Below are 18625 nucleotides of genomic sequence, written 5' to 3'. Positions count from 1 at the left end.
ATGACTCCCTCTTATTTCCACGGACCTTTAGGACGCACAGTCAAGCCAATGTTGACAGCAAACAGGGCGATGCCCGCGTACACAAGCACGCCTCCTGCCAGCACCAGCCAATTGAGCATAGATAACCAGCCTGCTATCATGACTGGCAAGCCGGCGTTAGCCAGATACAATTGCCAGTTTGCCATGCGCTCCGAATACAGCGCCTGTCCGGAAAAGCGCGGCAGCACATGCAAGGCAACGCCGTAAATCATCATCAGGATAAACCCCAATAACATGATATGACCATGAATACGCGGCACATTACCCGGAATCAGTCCCGGCATGGTCAGATGCGTGAGTGCAACCAGACCGCCGAGCAAGCCGTAAATCAACCCAATACTGACAAACCAGCGATTACGCTTATGCATGTTAAGACTCCTTTTAACTCGACGTCTTCAGTTTAGTCGCTTCTATTATTTAACACCTTGATCTAGGTCAATTCACCATGCCCGCCACCCCAGATATCAAGGATTTTCGTCTCGCCCACCTGTTCCGTGATCTGCAACGCGACGTGCTGGCACAAATTGCCAGGCATGCAGCGTGGCGCGAACTCGCTGCCGGCGAAGCACTGTTCGCCAAAGGCGATACCGGCAAGCAGTTCTTTCTGGTAAAAACCGGCGCAATCAAGTTATTTTTAGTATCGGAGGAAGGTGAAGAGCACATCATGGAAATCATCGGGCGCGAGCGTTTATTCGCCGAAGCCGTGATGTTCATGGGCGGCAGCTATCCAGTGTACGCTACTGCGCTGGAACCGAGCCGGCTGATCGCATTCGACGCGTATTACTTCACCAGCCTGCTACAGAACAATCCCAGCCTGTGCCTCACTCTGCTCGCCACCATGAGCCGACAAATGCATGCACTGGTGGCCGAAATCGACCGCCTGACCCTGCAAAGCAGCACCCGCCGCCTGGCGCAATACCTGCTGGCGCAACCGGCATACAAATCCGGGAACAGCCGTCAGATGGCGCTGCCAGCCTCCAAACAAACCATCGCTTCATTGCTGGACATCCGCCCGGAAACGCTGTCGCGCATCCTCGCCCGACTGGCAGACGATGGCCTGATCGCTATCAATGCCGAGCACATCACCATTCTGCAACCCGCCTTATTAGACCAGGTACTGTGAGCCCGACTATGAACCCCATGCCGCCCGACTTTATCGCCTACAAACGCACCCGCAACTTTACCGATACCGACCTCCCCGAATCGCTCACCCGCCGCCATGACACCAAGCCCGGCGCCTGGGCAAAAATCATCGTACTGGAAGGTGCACTGGATTATGAAATCATGGCCGATCCCGCCCGGCATTACCGTATCGATGCCGACCACCCGGGCATCATCGAGGAACAGCTGCCGCATCGCGTCACCCCCATCACCACGCCGCTCAGCTTCTATCTGGAGTTTTACAAACGCGATGACACCGATGCCGCCTCGCTGGCGCGTGCGATGGATGCAGGATTATTCAAGACCGAATAAGCGAACAGCGTCGGCAATGATATGATTTGGCAAAGACTAATTTACTTATAGCAAGGGACAACCTGATGAACATACGCAGCATCGCAACCCAGCCGTTTACCGACCAGAAGCCGGGCACTTCCGGTTTACGCAAGAAAGTCGGCACATTTCAACAGCCTCATTATCTGGAAAATTTCGTCCAGGCCATTTTCAACAGCATCAACGCCCCGCAAGGCGCGACACTGGTGCTGGGCGGCGATGGTCGCTACTACAACCGCACTGCAATCCAGACTATCCTGAAAATGGCCGCTGCCAACGGCTTCGGCAAAGTCATGGTCGGCCAGGGTGGCATCCTGTCCACGCCCGCAGCCTCCTGCGTGATTCGCAAATACCAGACCTTCGGCGGCATCATCCTCTCCGCCAGCCATAACCCCGGCGGTCCTGACGGGGATTTCGGTATCAAATTCAACAGCAGCAACGGCGGTCCCGCTACCGAAACCGTGACCGAAGCTATCTTTGCCATCACCAAGACCATTAGCCAGTACCGGTTGCTGGATGCGCCTGATGTGGCATTGGATATGCCGGGAACCAGCCAATTAGGCGACATGGTCGTGGAAGTGATCGATTCGGTCAGCGACTACGCCGAACTGATGGAATCGCTGTTTGATTTCGACGCTATTCGTAATTTATTAACCAGTGGCTTCCGTATCAAATTTGACGCCATGCACGCAGTGACTGGCCCCTACGCCACCGAGATTCTGCAGCGCCGTCTGGGTGCGCCCGCTGCCAGCCTGATGAATGCGGTGCCGCTGAAAGACTTCGGCGGCGGCCATCCCGACCCTAACCTCACCTATGCGCCCGAACTGGTCAGCATCATGTACGCCGATGACGCCCCTGATTTCGGTGCGGCTTCCGATGGCGACGGCGACCGCAACATGATCCTCGGCAAGCAGTTCTTCGTCACCCCTTCCGACAGCCTGGCACTGCTCGCAGCCAACGCCACCCTGGTGCCGGCTTACCGAGGCGGGCTGGCCGGAGTCGCCCGCTCAATGCCTACCAGCGCCGCGGTCGACCGCGTGGCACAGGCACTGAACATCCCCTGCTACGAAACACCTACCGGCTGGAAGTTTTTTGGCAATCTGATGGATGCCGGCAAGGTTACCTTGTGCGGCGAAGAAAGCTTCGGCACCGGCTCCGATCACGTACGCGAGAAAGACGGGCTGTGGGCGGTATTATTCTGGCTCAACATCATTGCCGCCCGCCGCGAATCCGTCGAAACCATCGTCCGCGAACACTGGGCGCGCTTTGGCCGCAACGTGTATTCGCGCTACGACTACGAAAGCCTGCCCACGGCTGACGCTCAGGGCGTAATGGATCATCTCAAAGCCAGCTTCGCCACACTACCGGGCACTGGTTTTGGCAAATACACGGTGAAATGCTGCGATGACTTCAGCTACACCGATCCGGTGGATGGCAGTGTCAGCACCGGCCAGGGCATCCGCATCATTTTCAGCGATGACTCGCGCATCGTGGTGCGCTTATCCGGTACCGGCACCGAAGGGGCCACCCTGCGCGTGTATCTGGAAGCGTATGACCCTGATATCGCCAACCATCATCTGGATGCACAACAAGCGCTGGCCGGACTGATCCAGACGGCATTGCAGATCACTGAATTGAAGCAGCATACCGGAAGAGAAAAACCGACTGTGATCACCTGAATCGTTAACCAGGGCGTCATCGCAGCCACGCAGAGCTATTAACCAAACTCGACGCGGTTACGCCCTGCAGTTTTTGCCCGATAAAGACCATCATCAGCGCGCTTGATGATGGTTTGCGGGTCATCGTCCGCCCTGAAGCCCGTCACCCCGAAGCTGCACGTTACTTTACCCACGTCCGGGAACTCAGCGATTTCAATTAACGCCCGCAGCTTTTCAGCCAGACGCAGACCACAGGCGTCATCACAGTTAGGTACCAGGATAGTGAACTCTTCCCCACCCCAGCGGGCCAACACATCGGTCTCCCTGAGCGTGGCCGAAATCATTGCCGATAACTGGGTAATCACCCGGTCGCCTATCAGGTGACCAAAGTTGTCATTCACCTGTTTAAAATGATCAATATCCATGAGAATAAGGATAAGCGGCGCACCATATCGATGGGCCCGGGATAACTCATTATTCAATATTTCATTAAAATATCTGCGATTGTAAGTACCCGTCAATGTATCTGTTGTCGCCAGTTGCGTTAATCGTTGCTCGGATATTTTTCTGACCGTAATATCGCGCAAGATGGCGACCACATGCCAATTGCCTTGAAAGTTAACCCCGGACAAGGAAATTTCCACCGGGAACTCTGTATTGTCTTTGCGCCGGGCTTGAATCTCGCTAGTGGCACCGGTTACCGGCCCTTCCCCTGTCTGCAACAGCTTGGCAAACACCGCATAATGCGAAGCGGGTGCAATCAACCGGAGCAAACTGTGCTTGTAAGTTTCCTCAGCCGCATAGCCAAACATCTTTTCCGCCGCAGGATTCCAGAATGTAACCTCACCTTGGTGATCAATCATAATCACTGCATCTTGTGCAGCACTGGTAATGGTATTTATCACCTCCTCATGCTCTTGCAGCTGCAAGGTACGCTCCCGCACCAGGACCTCCAGTTCAGTCTTGCTTCGTAACAATATTTGTTGCGCTTCTTTAATAGCGGTGATGTCGGTACGGATAGAAATATACTGACTCGGAATGCCCTGATCATCCAGCATAGGCACGATGGTCGTAGCGACCCAATAGTACCCGCCTTGCCGGTTGCGGTTACAAATCTCACCCTGCCAGATTTTTCCTGAGGAAATCGTTTGCCATAAATCATCGAAAACGGCATCTGGCTGCTTACCCGATTTCAGTAGACGGTGATTCTTGCCTATCAACTCCTGCTTTGAATACAGACTAATCTGACAAAACAGATCATTCACATAAGTAATATCGCCGTGCACATCGGCAATACTCACAATATTGTGCTGATCCACCGCTTGCTGGATAAATTCCAGGTGATGATTGGACTCATGTAAAGCACGAGCGGTAGAAGACAGCCCGGATATCAGCTTGCCCATGCGCCGATTTACATAGCGCGCTATCAACAATACACATAGAGCAGCCAGTAATCCGCCTGCAATCATTAAATACCGGGTTTGCCATTGCTGACTCTGGATCCGCCGCGCATCTTCATGGGATGTCACAATTTGATTTTCAAGCAAGCTGTTGATGGACTCAAGTATCTTATCCTGCGCCGGGATAGCCTCTCTGTTCAACATGTCCTGCGCAGCCTGAAGCAGGCCTTGTGTCGCCAGTTCAATCACGTTTTTTTGAATTTCAACAGTGGTCAAAACATCCTTCCACTGCTGTACCAGCAAGGCCTGATCTGAAGCATGGAGGTTGAGACCGCTTAATTTGTGGCGCGCTTCGCCAAATTGGTTGCCCAGCATGTTGTAACGCAATATCTGTTCATCACGTTCGAAAGGGTCTTGTGAGGAAGCAATGCGATACAACAGGACAGAACGGTCACGAGACGTCTGTTGCATGCGAAACAGCATTTCGATGGCTACCTGATCGTTACCCACAATTTGTGTGAGGGACTCATGAACTTTGGCTAGGCGGGTCAGTCCGAAAACAACGAGAAAAACAATAATCAGCAGCACCAGAGTGTAAGCCACCCTGACCACTTGCCGCGTATGCTGTTCCGCTAAATTTTCAGTCAACAGAGAGAGTTTCATCGTGTATTGGATCGTTATCAGCGCTTGGGGCGCATGTATTATATGGACACACTTTTACATGAAACTGGCTACCAGTTTATGTGACCTCAGTTAAATGTGCAACACAACGACAGACTGAATTTGGCTAAAAATAAACGAGAGGAGAAACGACTGCTAGCGTGTCGCCAGTCAGATTTGAAAATTCACGAGAAATAATGGGCGTAAAAAAACCCGGCACGAGGCCGGGTTTTTAAATCTCAACCGCGATTAAGCAGCTTGGATGTTTGAAGCTTGTTTGCCTTTAGGGCCTTGAGTAATATCAAAGCTAACTTTTTGGCCTTCTTGTAATGACTTGAAGCCATTCATGTTGATTGCTGAGAAGTGAGCGAACAAATCTTCGCTACCATCATCAGGAGTAACAAAACCGAAACCTTTTGCATCGTTGAACCACTTAACTGTACCTGTTGCCATGTCTTTACTTCCTTACTAAAAAAACGGGGAACGCCCCCGCGAAACTATTTGATATCGAAGATTGCACATGGTAATACCAGTACTGCAGTGACTCAGAATCAAACGCCTGCATACTTTTTACGCTGTTTTTATCTATGTAGCAAGTCATTTATTTCGCTGCCACACTTCAATCACCAACAAGCTGCCTGAACATCGCCATTAATTAACCCACAACAGGCCAGAATACGTGACTTCGCGGTTCATAGACAGGGCATCGGATTCATCGCGAGAAGTTGTTATATTTTTTCTCTAGCCATCGCCATAACGTCCCAGATGTACGCTCTGTTCCCGTTAAGATGTAATCAAATATATTAAAATTTTTCGCTATCCATTCCATTTGCACACTGGCTCGCAATCGCCCACAAAATAGAATACGATCTCCAGACTGCAATGCAAAATCATCTTCAGGAAGCAAATATTCATCCCTTCCCCGCATTATCAGCAGGGCAACACATGCCAATCGCTCATCGCGACTGCGCGGGTCACGATAAATATCTCCTATGCATACGTGCATACCGCTTTCTATCCCCGAATGCAAGGCAGGAGAGTTTTGTGGATCTATATTAAGCGTCCATGTCCGTGGTACTTCTGCACCCGCAATGCCACCAATGCGACTGACTAACTGATTGGCCCAATCATTGCTGTTCATCAGCGCAAGCTGCAAGAACTCCGACAGTAACGGCGTTGTGATCAACGCGAAAATTTTATTCGCAATAACGCTTCCGCGTTGCATGGACAGGTCCAGATTTGCTGCCGCAAAAATACTGTCATTTTGGTGGGAATTCTGACGCGCGACGACAAACAAAGCCGGATTGAGCATGCGAGCAGTCATAATAATAGACAGATTATTAGCATCATTATCCGTACCGGCGATAATACCCACTGCATTTTTAATATCGGCTTCCAGCAATGTGTCAGCTTCAGTGCCTCTACCGGTAATCGTCCCGGCAGGTGAATCAGTTTTCTGCGGCATAGCCTCGATAAAGGTGAGTTCGATATCTTCGCTTAATAAACGCTGGTGAACAGCCTTACCAAAACGGCCATACCCGCACAGCACCCAACGACCATGCGGAGGGAATACCGGCTCCCGAAGTTGTTGATGGGGTACGGCCGTCATCCATTCAAAGAGCAAAAACAAACCGGGTGCACGCAACGACATGGCAAGACGACCGGCAAATGTATCAAAAGGATTAATGATCTCATCCGTACCAAATGAGGCCATATTCGCTTCAATTTCCCGTGACTCTGCACGCGCAATCGCAGGAATTGCTGGATTAAGAAGCTTGCTTGTTATCGTTATTTTAAGATTAACGTCATCTATATCAGTTAAAGCAATCGCACCCCGACAGTTGGCGCGTGACAAACCCGCAAGCACCAGATTGTCAGGATCTGCCGCATCGGCACATAACCCTGGCACAGGAAAACCGAGATCTTCGAGTTCCAGCGCAGTAATCCGATCCTGAGATTTATCAATCACAATAGCGCGATAACCTGACGCTGAAAGTGCACGTATCAACAGGCTACCGGTGTCACCATAACCGCACACCAAAAAAAAACGGCTCAGTTATGCGATTAACCGCACGCCGAAAAGCATTTTCTTTGAGCAACGACTGAAACGAAGCGTCCTGAAATGCCGAAAGCGTCGCGCCTATACTGTACAGCCATGTGATGACTGTGGCGTAAATACCAACGATAGCCCACAACCTTTGCGCATCTGTGAAGGCATAAGGTATCTCTCCGAAGCCTATGGTCGTTCCCATGTAGCTGACAAAGTAGAACGCATGAAAAAAGCTCATGTGCCATACCTTGCCTTCATTATCGACCCCGGGTATCAGCACAAACCCGAGGATGGATATGGCATACACGCCTATCAGCAAAATCAGTGGCGTATGAATCCGCCGCAATAATATATAGCCTATGTTATGCACATTATCCCCGAGTTGAATTAACGGCGAACTGCCAGGGTTTCTGCGACAAACAACACTACCGACGTCACATTGGCCAATAATGCTCCGCCTGACAGTGACACAATGATGGCCATAACATGAGGCGTCATACCGGTCTGAGTGGCGTGCTCTACAGCAGCCCAGACTATCGATGCGGTAATCAGCTGCAGGTCGGCAACCAGGCTGGTTGCCAGCAAAACCGCACCAAGATGGGTGCGGTCACCGAATTTCAACACTGTGGCGATCAGGCTCACCACTATTGCCGCGAATAACTCATACACACTGTGATGTACCGGATTATCAATCTCCCCGATAAAAAACCCGAAATTCAAAGTAAGCGCTAACACAATGAAAAATGCGAAAAACACCTTTTCAAGATTCATTTCATTCTTCCTTTACAGTATGGTTTGTGACGTTATCTGGCGCTTAGTTTAGCTTAAAACTTTGGACCATCTGACGAAATGGCAATCTTGGTCAGTAAATATCACAACGAATCGTGTGAAAAATTTCACAGACACAACCCTAACGAAACCTTTAAAAACAGCCTGCCCACACTCAGAAATCAAACTCGACCTCCTTCGAATAATGCATTTATCCGGAAATGCTTTGTGACATTCTTTAACAATCCAATACGCTTAATTCATTGGAAAATGCGCTATTATTCAGAACAGGAATGGTGGAGATATATTAATAAACCGCTACAGTCTGGCAACAATTCAACAAAGATAAAAGCCATGTCTAAAATATTTTTATCACTTGTTTTAATACTCTCAACTATCCTTACGGGTGCATGCAGCAAGGCACCGCAACAACCTAATGAGCTGCAATACAGTGACGCACCGCCGGACAGTGCTATACGGATCTATCGCATTGCCATTTCTCCTCTGTACAACCCAAGCAAACTTACCAAAACCTACCAACCACTAATCGACTACCTTAACGCACGATTGCCCGACATTCGCATCGAACTGGAAGCTTCTCGCGATTTTAAGTCTTATGAACACAAATATCTCGTTCGCGAACCCGATTTTCTACTACTCAACCCCTGGCAGACGCTACAGGCAATGAAGACCGGTTATCACGTAATCGCCATGGCGGGTGACGCCACAGATTTCAAGGGCCTCTTTATCGTTCGCAAAGATAGCAATATTAAAACCCCTGCCGATCTGAAAGGGCAGATAGTAAGTTACCCATCCTCTACCGCTTTGGCAGCAGCCATCATGCCGCAATATTACCTGCATACCCATGGCATCAACGTGAATACCGATATCAAAAATAATTATGTAGGTTCGCACGATTCAGCCATCATGAATGTCTATCTCCAACAATCCGCTGCGGGTGGCACTTACCCCCCACCGTGGCGACTATTTCAGAAAGAGTTTCCCAATGAAGCATCCCAACTCAAAATCATCTGGGAAACGCCCCCACTAATAAACACTTCCGTCATGGTGCGTGACGACATACCTGCCGCACTGCGTGATCGTGTAAAACGCATCCTGTTGAACATGAACTCAACTCCAGATGGCAAAGCCCTGCTTGTAAAAATGGATAAAGGCCTGTTCTACCCTGCCGATGACGCCAGCTACCATAAAGTTCAGGAATACATTGACCGGTTCGAACGTGAAGTTCGTCCAGTAGGGCACCAGTAATGATAAAACTTATCAAAAACCTGTTATTTGCAACCTTGAGCCGCCAACTTATCGCCGGCATGGTAATCGTAACCGCCGTGATGATGACCGCCTTTGTCTGGAATTTGACGGTAAAGGAAAAAGCCGTACTACTGGAACAACAAACCAGCCAGGCCACCTCTCTCGCCCAGAGTATCGCCACCGTATCGACCGACTGGCTTGCAGCCCGGGATTACAGTGGCTTGCAAGAGATTGTTGAAGCGCAAAACCGTTATCCGGATTTGGTGTACGCCATGGTACTGAATGACCATGGCCAGGTATTGGCACATTCGGATATCAAGCTGCGCGGCAAATATCTGCATGACCTGCCAAATACAATGAAACTTCACATTATGCGCCAGACACCCGAACTGGTAGACGTAGCCTACCCCATCATACTTTCGGGTGAACACACTGGCTGGGTACGTGTGGGCATAGCCCAGCACAGCACCGCAGCCAAACTGGATGAAATCACCAGGCACGGCATACTTTTTGTCCTGACAGCCATCGCCATCAGCGCCATCCTGGCCAGTTTGCTGGCCAGCTACCTTACCCGCCGCCTGTATGCCATCCAGAGCGTAGCGGATGCTGTGCAGCATGGAAATTCAGAACTGCGCGCCCATGTAAACGGACTCGACGAAGCAGCTCAACTGGCTACACGTTTCAATGAGATGCTCGACAAACTGGCACAACGCGAGAACGAACTGATTAAATCACGGGATGCTTCACGCCTGCAGTCACGCGCAATTGAAGAAAGCCCGGTCATGGTGCTGATTACCGATATCGATTTCAAAATCGAATACGTAAACCCCGCCTTTACCAACATAACCGGCTACCAGTCTGCCGAAATCATCGGTCAGAATATACGTTACATGCAAGTCGGCCTTAGCAGTGACAACATCTACAATGACATCCGGAACCGGCTCGAGAGAGGCGAATCCTGGGGTGGATCGCTGCTGAACAGAAAAAAAGACGGCAGCCAGTTCTGGGTATCCGCCAACATGTCCCCAGTCCGAAACGACGCTGGCGCTATCATTAACTATGTTGCAGTCGAAGAAGATATCTCCGAGCGCAAGAAACTGGAGGAGGCAGTACGGCAGAACCGCGATCAACTGCTGGGTCTGGTGGCGGAACAGACTGCAAGTATCAAAGCCATCGTTGACACCGCTGCAGATGGCATCATCACCATAGATCAGCACGGCATGGTATTAAGCTTCAACCCGGCCGCCGAAAACATGTTCGGTTACAAAAAAGAAGAAGCCATTGGACGCAACATTACGCTCATAATGCCTGCGTCATACCAAACAACTCATAATGAATATATTCAGCATTATGTGGATACCAACAAAACCCATGTCATCGGAGCTGGGCGCGAGCTGATGGGACAGCGCAAGGATGGCAGCCAGTTTCCGCTGCACGTGACCGTCAGCGAAATGCTGATCGGTGATGAGCGCCGCTTTACCGGCATCCTGCGCGACATAACCCAACAGAAAGCCGCTGAAAATCTGTTACGCGAAGCGGAAAGAATGCTGCGTGAAATGTCCGACAATTTACCGGCAGTCGTTTTTGAATATGCTTCCGATGCTACAGGCGACAAATTCAACTTTATCGGCCGGCATGTCGAAAACATGTTTGGCGTAAACCGCGACGCGGTACTGCAAGACAGCCAACTGTTACTCAACCTGATTGCCGAAGATGATCTTGAACACTTTGCCCGCATAAGGAAATCAGCGAAAGAACAAAATATGCCATGGGAGTGCGAGTTCCGCAGCCACCATCCTGACGGCACCCTGCACTGGCTCAAAGGCTCTGCTGTTCCCGTGCGCAATATTCTGGATGAAAGCACAAGCAAAAATGTCACGACCATCTGGAGCGGCTATCTGATCGACATCAGCGAACAGAAAAGCATGCAAACTCAATTGGCGCACGCCAAGGAAATAGCCGAATCCGCCAGCCGCGCCAAATCCAACTTCCTCGCCAACATGAGCCACGAGATCCGTACCCCGATGAACGCCATCATCGGTATGACTGACCTGGTGCTGGATTCCCCATTGCAACCCGATCAGGCAAAGCTCCTGCAAGGCGTGGCCAGCTCATCCAAGTCCTTGCTTGTCATCCTCAACGACATACTGGATTTGTCCAAACTTGAATCCGGTAAAATGGATCTGGAAAATATCCCTTTCAGCATCCGCCAGTTACTGGAAGGTATTGAAGACATGGTTAAAGTCGGCGCTGCAACCAAGGGCCTGACACTGGATGTCTACGTGGATGACAGCGTACCCAAATGCCTGATTGGCGACCCCACCCGCTTGCGGCAGGTATTACTCAATCTGGTCGGTAACGCCATCAAATTCACCGGGCATGGCGGCATCACCATCAGCGTCCACGCCAGCACACAGCCAGATGAATGGCACTTCAGCATCCGCGATACTGGCATCGGTATCGCCCCAGACCGGCTTAATCAGGTTTTCGAACGTTTCTCACAAGCAGACGAAACCACCACCCGCCGTTTTGGCGGAACGGGCTTAGGCACAACGATCTCACGTGAAATTGTCGAACAGATGGACGGCAGAATCTGGGTAGAGAGCGAAGAGGGTCAAGGCAGTGATTTCCAGTTCACCGTGCACATGCCCGAAGCCATCGGTGTCGAAAACTGTACCATGCAGTCATACGGCAAGACCATCGGCGTTGCACCGCGCACACGCCCGCTCAAAATACTGCTGGCAGAAGACATTCCGCTCAACCAGGATCTGGTCATACGCCGCCTGTCCCAGCGGCACCATGATGTGGTCGTGGCCAATAACGGCAAAATCGCGGTGGATCTTTTCCGCAGATACAAATTCGATCTCATCCTGATGGACGTCATGATGCCGGAAATGGATGGTGAAGCCGCCACGCGCATGATCCGTGACATTGAAGCCACACGGGGTTTCCCGCAGGAACACATCCCTATCATCATGCTGACAGCCAGTGTGATGCAAGCAGACCAGCGCAAATTTTTCGAATCCGGTGCAGATGATTTTGCCGGAAAGCCGATTGATTTCACTGATTTGTACACCAAAATCGCTCAATTTTTCCCGGTATTAGAAGGCCCAGCAGAGGAACATGGCCAACCTATACCAAAGCTGCCAAACCTGGATGGCTTAGATCTGAAGGCCGGACTTGCGACCTGGGGCGATTTTACGGCCTACCGTAAAGCGTTGACCGCGTTCAAGCTCAATTATGTTGAAGCCATCGCCAAACTGCAGAGCATGTTAGACGAAGCCCGCTATGAAGATGCCAAGCTGCTTGCGCATACCGTAAAAGGCCTGGCGGGTAATCTCGGCGCTCTGGAACTGGCACACGCCATAACAGGCGTGGAGAATTGCGCAAAAAACGGGCACTCCGATTGTGCAACGCAACTGACGCATGCGCGCAGCGTGATGGATATTACCCTGGCCGCTATCGACCAACTGGAACGCCAGCCGCACGAATCCCCCGCCACGGAAATTCGGAGCGTCGAGCCGGCCCTTGTTCTGCCCGCCCTGAATAAACTGATTAGCGCCCTGGAGCGTTCTGAACTGGACGAAGCCGCCATCAAAACACTTAGACAGGAACTGGATACCGAACGTTTTGCCCGCCTGGAAGGCTTGATTGATGGGTTTGAGTTCGATATAGCCAGAGCGTTTGCCCAGGAAATACGCACCACCCTTGAAACCAAGAAAGACCATCATGAATAAACAGAAAATCTTACTGGTGGATGACGAACCGCAGAATCTGCAGCTACTCAGGCAAATCCTCAAAGACGACTATGAACTGGTTTTTGCCAAATCAGGCGAAGATGCGCTCAAACAAGTGCTGTCGCACCATCCGGATTTAATCTTGCTGGACGTCATGATGGCCGGCATGGATGGTCACGAGGTCTGTCGCCGCATTAAAGCTGACAACCGCAGCAACCGCATCCCGGTCATCTTCATCACCGCGATGGTCGATGAGGATGATGAGGCTAAAGGTTTCGAACTGGGTGCAGTTGACTATATTACCAAGCCGATCCGCCCCTCCGTGGTAAAAGTGCGGGTGCGCACACACCTGGCACTGAGTGATCAACAACGCGCATGCCAGCAGCGCGTAGAGCAGCAACATGAAGCACTGCTCAATACCCGCCTGCATAGCTTGCAGATGCTCGGCAAGGCTGCCGAATTCAAGGACAATGAAACCGGGCTGCACGTGCTGCGCATGTCCAATTACAGCCATCTACTGGCACAGGCTTATGGCTGGAATGAAGAAGCCTGCACGCTGATGCTCCATGCCGCGCCCATGCATGACATCGGCAAAATCGGCACCCCCGATCGCATATTGGGCAAACCCGCCAAGCTTGATCAGGATGAGTGGATAATCATGAAGCAACACGCCGAAATTGGCGCTCAAATCATTGGCGACTACGCCAAAGGCTCAGACCTGTTTGAGATGGCACGCATTATCGCCCTGACCCACCATGAGAAGTGGAATGGCACAGGCTATCCTCATGGCCTGTCGGGTGAAAACATCCCTGTCGCCGGTCGCATCGTCGCTATCGCCGACGTCTTTGATGCATTAACCAGTCAACGCCCCTACAAGGCTGCATGGCCCATTGAAAGAGCCGTCGCGTTACTGAAAGAAGAAGCAGGACAGCATTTTGATCCCGTGCTGGTCGAACTCTTTATTGGCATATTGCCAGAAGTAGTGGAAATTCATGAACGCTGGCTGGAATAGCGCACCTGCACATGTCTCTGCTGGCAGCATTACGCCGGCAGAGACAAGGCAGCACACGGAGTTAATGACTTAGCGCCGCCTTGGCTTCTTCACGCAAGCGCTTGGACTCATTCAACAAATAGCGCTGGTAATCATCCAGATCGCCGTCAAACGGCTCCACGCCACCGCGCCCTACCAGCCAGAACTCATCACACACCGAACGCAGCAAGGCACGGTCATGACTGACCAGCATCAAGGTACCTTCAAACTCGTTGAGCGCCATCGCCAGAGCTTCACGGGTGACCAGATCCAGGTGGTTGGTCGGCTCATCCAGCAACAGCAAATTAGGGCGCTGCCACACCATCATCGCCAGCACCAGCCGTGCTTTTTCACCACCGCTCATCGTACCCACGGCCTGTTTGACCATGTCGCCACTGAAGTTGAAACCGCCCAGATAGCCGCGCAAAGCCTGCTCGCCGGTTTTTTCCTTGGATTGGGTATTGGCATCACGCGCCAGTCGCACCATGTGCTCCAGCGGATTATCTTCCGGGCGTAGCACATCCAGCTCCTGCTGCGCGAAGTAGCCAATATTCAGCCCCTTGCCTTCGGTAATCGTGCCGCCCAGCGCCGCCATATCACGCGCGATGGTTTTCACCAGGGTGGATTTACCCTGACCGTTCGCGCCCAGAATGCCGATACGCTGCCCGGCTTGCACTGATTTGCTGATCTTGCGCAATATCACCTTGGGCGGCAAATCGACACCATCCTCATCCTTGGCTATATAACCGAAGCTGGCATCCGATATCGACAGCATAGGATTAGGAATATGAGTCGGCTCCTTGAACTCGAAAGTAAAGTCAGCACTGGCCAGCATAGGCGCGACTTTCTCCATGCGTTCCAGTGCCTTGACCCGGCTTTGCGCCTGCTTGGCTTTACTCGCCGAAGCCTTGAAGCGGTTGATGAATTTCTGCAGATGGTCAATCTTGTCCTGCTGCTTTTCAAAGGTTGCCTGCTGCAGCAGCATCTGCTCGGAACGCAAGGTTTCAAACAGGGTGTAGTTACCACCGTAACGGGTCAGCTGCCCGCAATCTATGTGCACGGTCGTGCCCGTCACCGCATCGAGAAATTCACGGTCATGGCTGATAACGATCATGGTGCCAGAATATTTTTTCAGCCAGGCTTCCAGCCACACCAAAGCATCCAGATCCAAGTGGTTGGTCGGCTCATCCAGCAGCAACAAATCCGATGGACACATCAGCGCCCGTGCCAGTTGCAGGCGCATACGCCAACCGCCTGAGAAACTGTTGACCGGACTATTCACTTCATGCGCCTGGAACCCCAGACCCAGCACCAGTGCCTGCGCCCGCGCATTGGCATCATGCTCGCCCGCATCGCCCAGATCGACATAAGCCTGACCGATCAGCATGCCGTCATCGCTCTCTTCCGCGACACGCAACGCTTCACGCAATTCGACCAGACGGGTATCGCCGCCGATTACGAAATCAGTCGCGCTCTCTTCAGTCTCAGGCATATCCTGCAGCACTTGCGCCATGCGCCACTGTTTGGGATAGTAAAAGTCGCCGGCATCTTCATGCAGCGTGCCATTCAGCAGGCCGAACAAGGTGGACTTGCCCGCACCGTTACGCCCCACCAGACCGACTTTTTCACCGGGATTGATGGTTAATGAAGCATCATTGAGTAAAACTTTGGCACCACGCCGCAAGGTAATATTTTTTAAGGTAATCATTTAAGTTCGGATAGTAACTGCGCCCGACGAACGAGACTAAGAGTTAGCCCGCAGTGACATATGCACTGCTAAAAAGCTAAAAAAGCAGAAGAATCACACCATTATACCAACAGCCGCCACTCAGCTCCGAATTATTCGAAGGAGATAGACTGTGATTCAGGAATAAGCATCGGTAAAAACGCCTTACAGAATGATGGATGGTTAGTTCACCACCATCAATTAGAGGTAGAATCTGCCACTTGCATGGCGCATGCAGCATTCAACCTGGAGAATTATCGTGCCTGAATTTAATCTTAAACCCATCGAGGTTCCCGACCCCGGATGCAAGGGCTGTAAAGACCTTTTGGACTTTGATTTTACTTTTGCCTTCCAGCCCATCGTCGATATCGAGCAACGAACGGTATACGCTTACGAGGCACTGGTACGCGGCCCCAACAAAGAAGGCGCAGCCGAGATATTAGCCAAAGTGAACGATAACAATCGCTATCGCTTTGATCAGGAATGCCGCATCCGCAGTATTTTTCTTGCACAGCGCCTGGGAATGACCGCTCGCATTTCCATCAATTTCCTGCCTAATGCGGTATATCAGCCAGAATTATGCATCCGCACCACCATTGCCGCTGCTGAAGCCGCCGGATTTCCGCTGGAGCAAATCATCTTCGAAGTCACCGAAGGCGAGCAGATTCTAGAACCGGAAAAACTGCTGTCCATTTTCCGTTACTACCGGGACCGCGGTTTTTCCACCGCAATTGACGACTTTGGCGCGGGCTATGCCGGATTGACCTTGCTGACCAATTTTCAACCGCATCTGATCAAAATTGATATTCATCTGGTCAGGGATATCGATACCAACTCAGTCAAACAAGCGGTGGTTAAAGGCATACTGCTGAGCACGCAAATGCTGGGTATCCAGGTAATCGCCGAAGGGGTAGAAACCGCAGCGGAAGCACGCTGGTTCAAGTCCAATGGCGTTCGCCTGATGCAAGGATACTATTTCGCCCGACCGGGTTTTGAATCCCTCCCCACCATTTCCAACTGGGACTTTGAATAACGCTCCGCGACACCGCTAATGAATAACACGCGCATGAAATTCAGTTAACCATGGACACACTTGCACTACTGCGCGCCGGCAATCTGGCGGGGACTCAGCGCCTGAATCTGGCGTGCGGACTGACGGAATTCCCGCCTGAAATTTTTGAGCTCGCTGACACTCTGGAGATACTCGACCTGTCCGGCAATGCATTCTCCTCGCTGCCGGATGACTTTGGCCGCCTGCACAAGCTGCGCGTGCTGTTCTGCTCCAATAATCAATTCACCGAACTGCCAGCCGTATTGGGGCAATGCCCGCAACTGAGCATGATAGGTTTCAAAGCCAACCAGATTCGCCATGTCCCTGCCGCTGCGCTCACGCCGGCACTGCGCTGGCTGATCCTCACTGACAATCAGATCAGCGAGCTCCCGGCTGAGCTGGGCCTGTGTACCCGGCTGCAAAAACTGATGCTGGCAGGCAACCGGCTTACCGCATTACCGGAGTCATTGGTAGCCTGCACCCGACTGGAATTGTTACGCATTGCCGCCAACCAGTTTACCGCTCTCCCCGACTGGCTGTTTTCCCTGCCGTGCCTGTCCTGGCTGGCTTATGCCGGCAACCCGCTGTGTGAACACAACGAAACTGCTGCACTGACGCAAAATCCCATACCCCATATCGACTGGGCCAGCCTCAGTCTGCGACAGCAATTGGGTGAAGGTGCCTCCGGTGTGATTCATCAGGCCGCATGGCAGCCAAGTGCAGAGCAGCACGACGTAGCGGTCAAGCTGTTTAAAGGCGCGTTGACCAGTGACGGTCTGCCGCTTAGCGAAATGGCAGCGTGCATCAGCGCTGGCGCACACCCCGGTTTGATTAACGTGCATGGCAAAATCCATGACCACCCCGAGAATGCTATCGGTCTGGTGATGGCGCTGGTTGACCCTGAGTTCCGTAATCTGGCAGGCCCGCCCAGCCTGGATTCATGCACCCGTGACGTCTACGCTGCAGATACCCGTTTCAGTCTGGATACAGTGTTACGCATCGCTCACAGCATCGCCTCGGCCGCACAGCACCTGCATGCACGTGGCATTATGCATGGCGATTTATATGCCCATAATATTTTGCACAATGATGCCGGGAAATCCCTGCTCGGTGATTTCGGCGCTGCGTCGTTTGTGGCGGATAGCGGACGCGCCCAGGCGTTAGAACGTATCGAAGTTCGTGCTTTTGCCTGTTTGCTGGAAGAATTGCTGACGCGCTGCGATACTCCGGATGCAGCGCTCCAAGGTCTGCAACAGCGCTGCGCCCATACTGACAGCGCAATGCGCCCGTTGTTTACAGAGATCAGCCAGACGCTGATCGCATTACAGACCTTGGCAGTTGCTTAACGAGTCCCGGCCAATACAAACAGGGTAATGACGCAGCCAAAGCCCACCGCCCAGACCAGAGAGCGCAGGCTCGCCTTATCCAGCACGTAGAACAGCGCATGCAGCACGCGCATGGCCACAAAGGTCAGCGCCAGCGTATCCACCGTTGCCTGCGGCACAAGTTGCAAATGGGCAATGATGACTGCGGCAGCAAAGGCGGGAAACGCTTCAAAGGCGTTAAGCTGTGCCCAGTTGGCACGCTTGCGGTAACCATGCGCCTGCGCCAGTTGCTCACGCGGGGCATGGTTATCCATTTTCTGCCCGGCCTTGGCGAGCACCACGATAGGGTAAGGCAAAATAGCAGCGACCAGCACACACCAATACGCAATACTCATCTTTTACTCCTGTCATAAAATGAAAA

At 51.9% G+C, this 18625-nt stretch carries 16 protein-coding genes; 8 read left to right on the top strand and 8 right to left on the bottom strand.

Features of this window, described 5'->3' with window-relative positions:
- Positions 1-11: 11 nt before the first annotated feature.
- Positions 12-407 (bottom strand): hypothetical protein, encoded by a 396-nt coding sequence (locus EJE49_RS01005; protein WP_124948548.1) that lies wholly within the window; start codon positions 405-407, stop codon positions 12-14.
- 77 nt (positions 408-484) lie between these two features.
- Here EJE49_RS01005 and EJE49_RS01000 point away from each other — a divergent pair, with 77 nt between their 5' ends.
- From EJE49_RS01000 to EJE49_RS00990, 3 genes are all read left to right on the top strand, one after another.
- Entirely contained in the window at positions 485-1162 is a 678-nt protein-coding gene (locus EJE49_RS01000; protein ID WP_124948547.1) for a Crp/Fnr family transcriptional regulator, read from the top strand.
- An 8-nt stretch (positions 1163-1170) separates the two neighbouring features.
- Positions 1171-1512, top strand: coding sequence for a TehB family protein (locus EJE49_RS00995; protein ID WP_124948546.1), 342 nt, complete (start codon positions 1171-1173; stop codon positions 1510-1512).
- 65 nt (positions 1513-1577) lie between these two features.
- Positions 1578-3209: an alpha-D-glucose phosphate-specific phosphoglucomutase gene (locus tag EJE49_RS00990; protein WP_124948545.1), complete on the top strand. Its 1632-nt coding sequence runs from the start codon at positions 1578-1580 to the stop codon at positions 3207-3209.
- Between the two features lie 38 nt (positions 3210-3247).
- Here the strand turns inward: EJE49_RS00990 and EJE49_RS00985 are convergent, their stop codons facing one another.
- The 5 genes from EJE49_RS00985 to EJE49_RS00970 all read right to left on the bottom strand — a co-directional run bounded on the left by EJE49_RS00985 (position 3248) and on the right by EJE49_RS00970 (position 8069).
- Entirely contained in the window at positions 3248-5251 is a 2004-nt protein-coding gene (locus EJE49_RS00985; protein ID WP_124948544.1) for a diguanylate cyclase, read from the bottom strand.
- Between the two features lie 246 nt (positions 5252-5497).
- The gene (locus EJE49_RS00980) at positions 5498-5701 is read right to left on the bottom strand and encodes a cold-shock protein (RefSeq protein WP_124948543.1); all 204 of its coding nucleotides are present in this window, start codon (positions 5699-5701) and stop codon (positions 5498-5500) included.
- Between the two features lie 259 nt (positions 5702-5960).
- Positions 5961-7286, bottom strand: coding sequence for a potassium channel family protein (locus EJE49_RS00975; RefSeq protein ID WP_223246681.1), 1326 nt, complete (start codon positions 7284-7286; stop codon positions 5961-5963).
- Positions 7270-7668: an ion channel gene (locus EJE49_RS14155; RefSeq protein ID WP_223246680.1), complete on the bottom strand. Its 399-nt coding sequence runs from the start codon at positions 7666-7668 to the stop codon at positions 7270-7272. The genes EJE49_RS00975 and EJE49_RS14155 overlap by 17 nt, the downstream gene beginning before the upstream one ends.
- Positions 7669-7685: 17 nt before the next feature.
- Entirely contained in the window at positions 7686-8069 is a 384-nt protein-coding gene (locus EJE49_RS00970) for a DUF6394 family protein (protein ID WP_124948542.1), read from the bottom strand.
- Positions 8070-8420: 351 nt separating this feature from the next.
- On the opposite strand from EJE49_RS00970, the gene EJE49_RS00965 reads away from it, so the two are divergent.
- Genes EJE49_RS00965 through EJE49_RS00955 form a run of 3 tightly spaced genes read left to right on the top strand, consistent with a single transcriptional unit; the run spans position 8421 to position 14084 of the window.
- Positions 8421-9335 carry a phosphate/phosphite/phosphonate ABC transporter substrate-binding protein gene (locus EJE49_RS00965; protein ID WP_124948541.1) on the top strand — a complete coding sequence of 305 codons (915 nt, stop codon included), beginning with the start codon at positions 8421-8423 and terminating at the stop codon, positions 9333-9335.
- Positions 9335-13072 carry a PAS domain S-box protein gene (locus EJE49_RS00960; RefSeq protein ID WP_124948540.1) on the top strand — a complete coding sequence of 1246 codons (3738 nt, stop codon included), beginning with the start codon at positions 9335-9337 and terminating at the stop codon, positions 13070-13072. The genes EJE49_RS00965 and EJE49_RS00960 overlap by 1 nt, the downstream gene beginning before the upstream one ends.
- Positions 13065-14084, top strand: coding sequence for an HD domain-containing phosphohydrolase (locus EJE49_RS00955; protein WP_124948539.1), 1020 nt, complete (start codon positions 13065-13067; stop codon positions 14082-14084). Before EJE49_RS00960 ends, EJE49_RS00955 begins: the two co-directional genes overlap by 8 nt.
- A gap of 61 nt (positions 14085-14145) precedes the next feature.
- Here EJE49_RS00955 and EJE49_RS00950 read toward each other — a convergent pair whose 3' ends face one another.
- Positions 14146-15810 (bottom strand): ABC-F family ATP-binding cassette domain-containing protein, encoded by a 1665-nt coding sequence (locus EJE49_RS00950; protein ID WP_223246679.1) that lies wholly within the window; start codon positions 15808-15810, stop codon positions 14146-14148.
- A 277-nt stretch (positions 15811-16087) separates the two neighbouring features.
- Between EJE49_RS00950 and EJE49_RS00945 the strand changes: the two genes are divergently transcribed.
- The gene (locus EJE49_RS00945) at positions 16088-16861 is read left to right on the top strand and encodes an EAL domain-containing protein (RefSeq protein ID WP_223246678.1); all 774 of its coding nucleotides are present in this window, start codon (positions 16088-16090) and stop codon (positions 16859-16861) included.
- A 50-nt stretch (positions 16862-16911) separates the two neighbouring features.
- Positions 16912-18225 carry a leucine-rich repeat-containing protein kinase family protein gene (locus EJE49_RS00940; protein ID WP_124948537.1) on the top strand — a complete coding sequence of 438 codons (1314 nt, stop codon included), beginning with the start codon at positions 16912-16914 and terminating at the stop codon, positions 18223-18225.
- Here EJE49_RS00940 and EJE49_RS00935 read toward each other — a convergent pair.
- On the bottom strand, positions 18222-18599 hold the full coding sequence (locus EJE49_RS00935; RefSeq protein WP_124948536.1) for an MAPEG family protein: 378 nt from the start codon (positions 18597-18599) through the stop codon (positions 18222-18224). The genes EJE49_RS00940 and EJE49_RS00935 overlap by 4 nt on opposite strands.
- Between the last annotated feature and the right edge of the window lie 26 nt (positions 18600-18625).

The sequence above is a fragment of the Sulfuriferula thiophila genome, from assembly GCF_003864975.1.
Taxonomy (GTDB): Bacteria; Pseudomonadota; Gammaproteobacteria; order Burkholderiales; family Sulfuriferulaceae; genus Sulfuriferula; species Sulfuriferula thiophila.
This window is presented reverse-complemented; position numbering and strand designations above follow the sequence as displayed.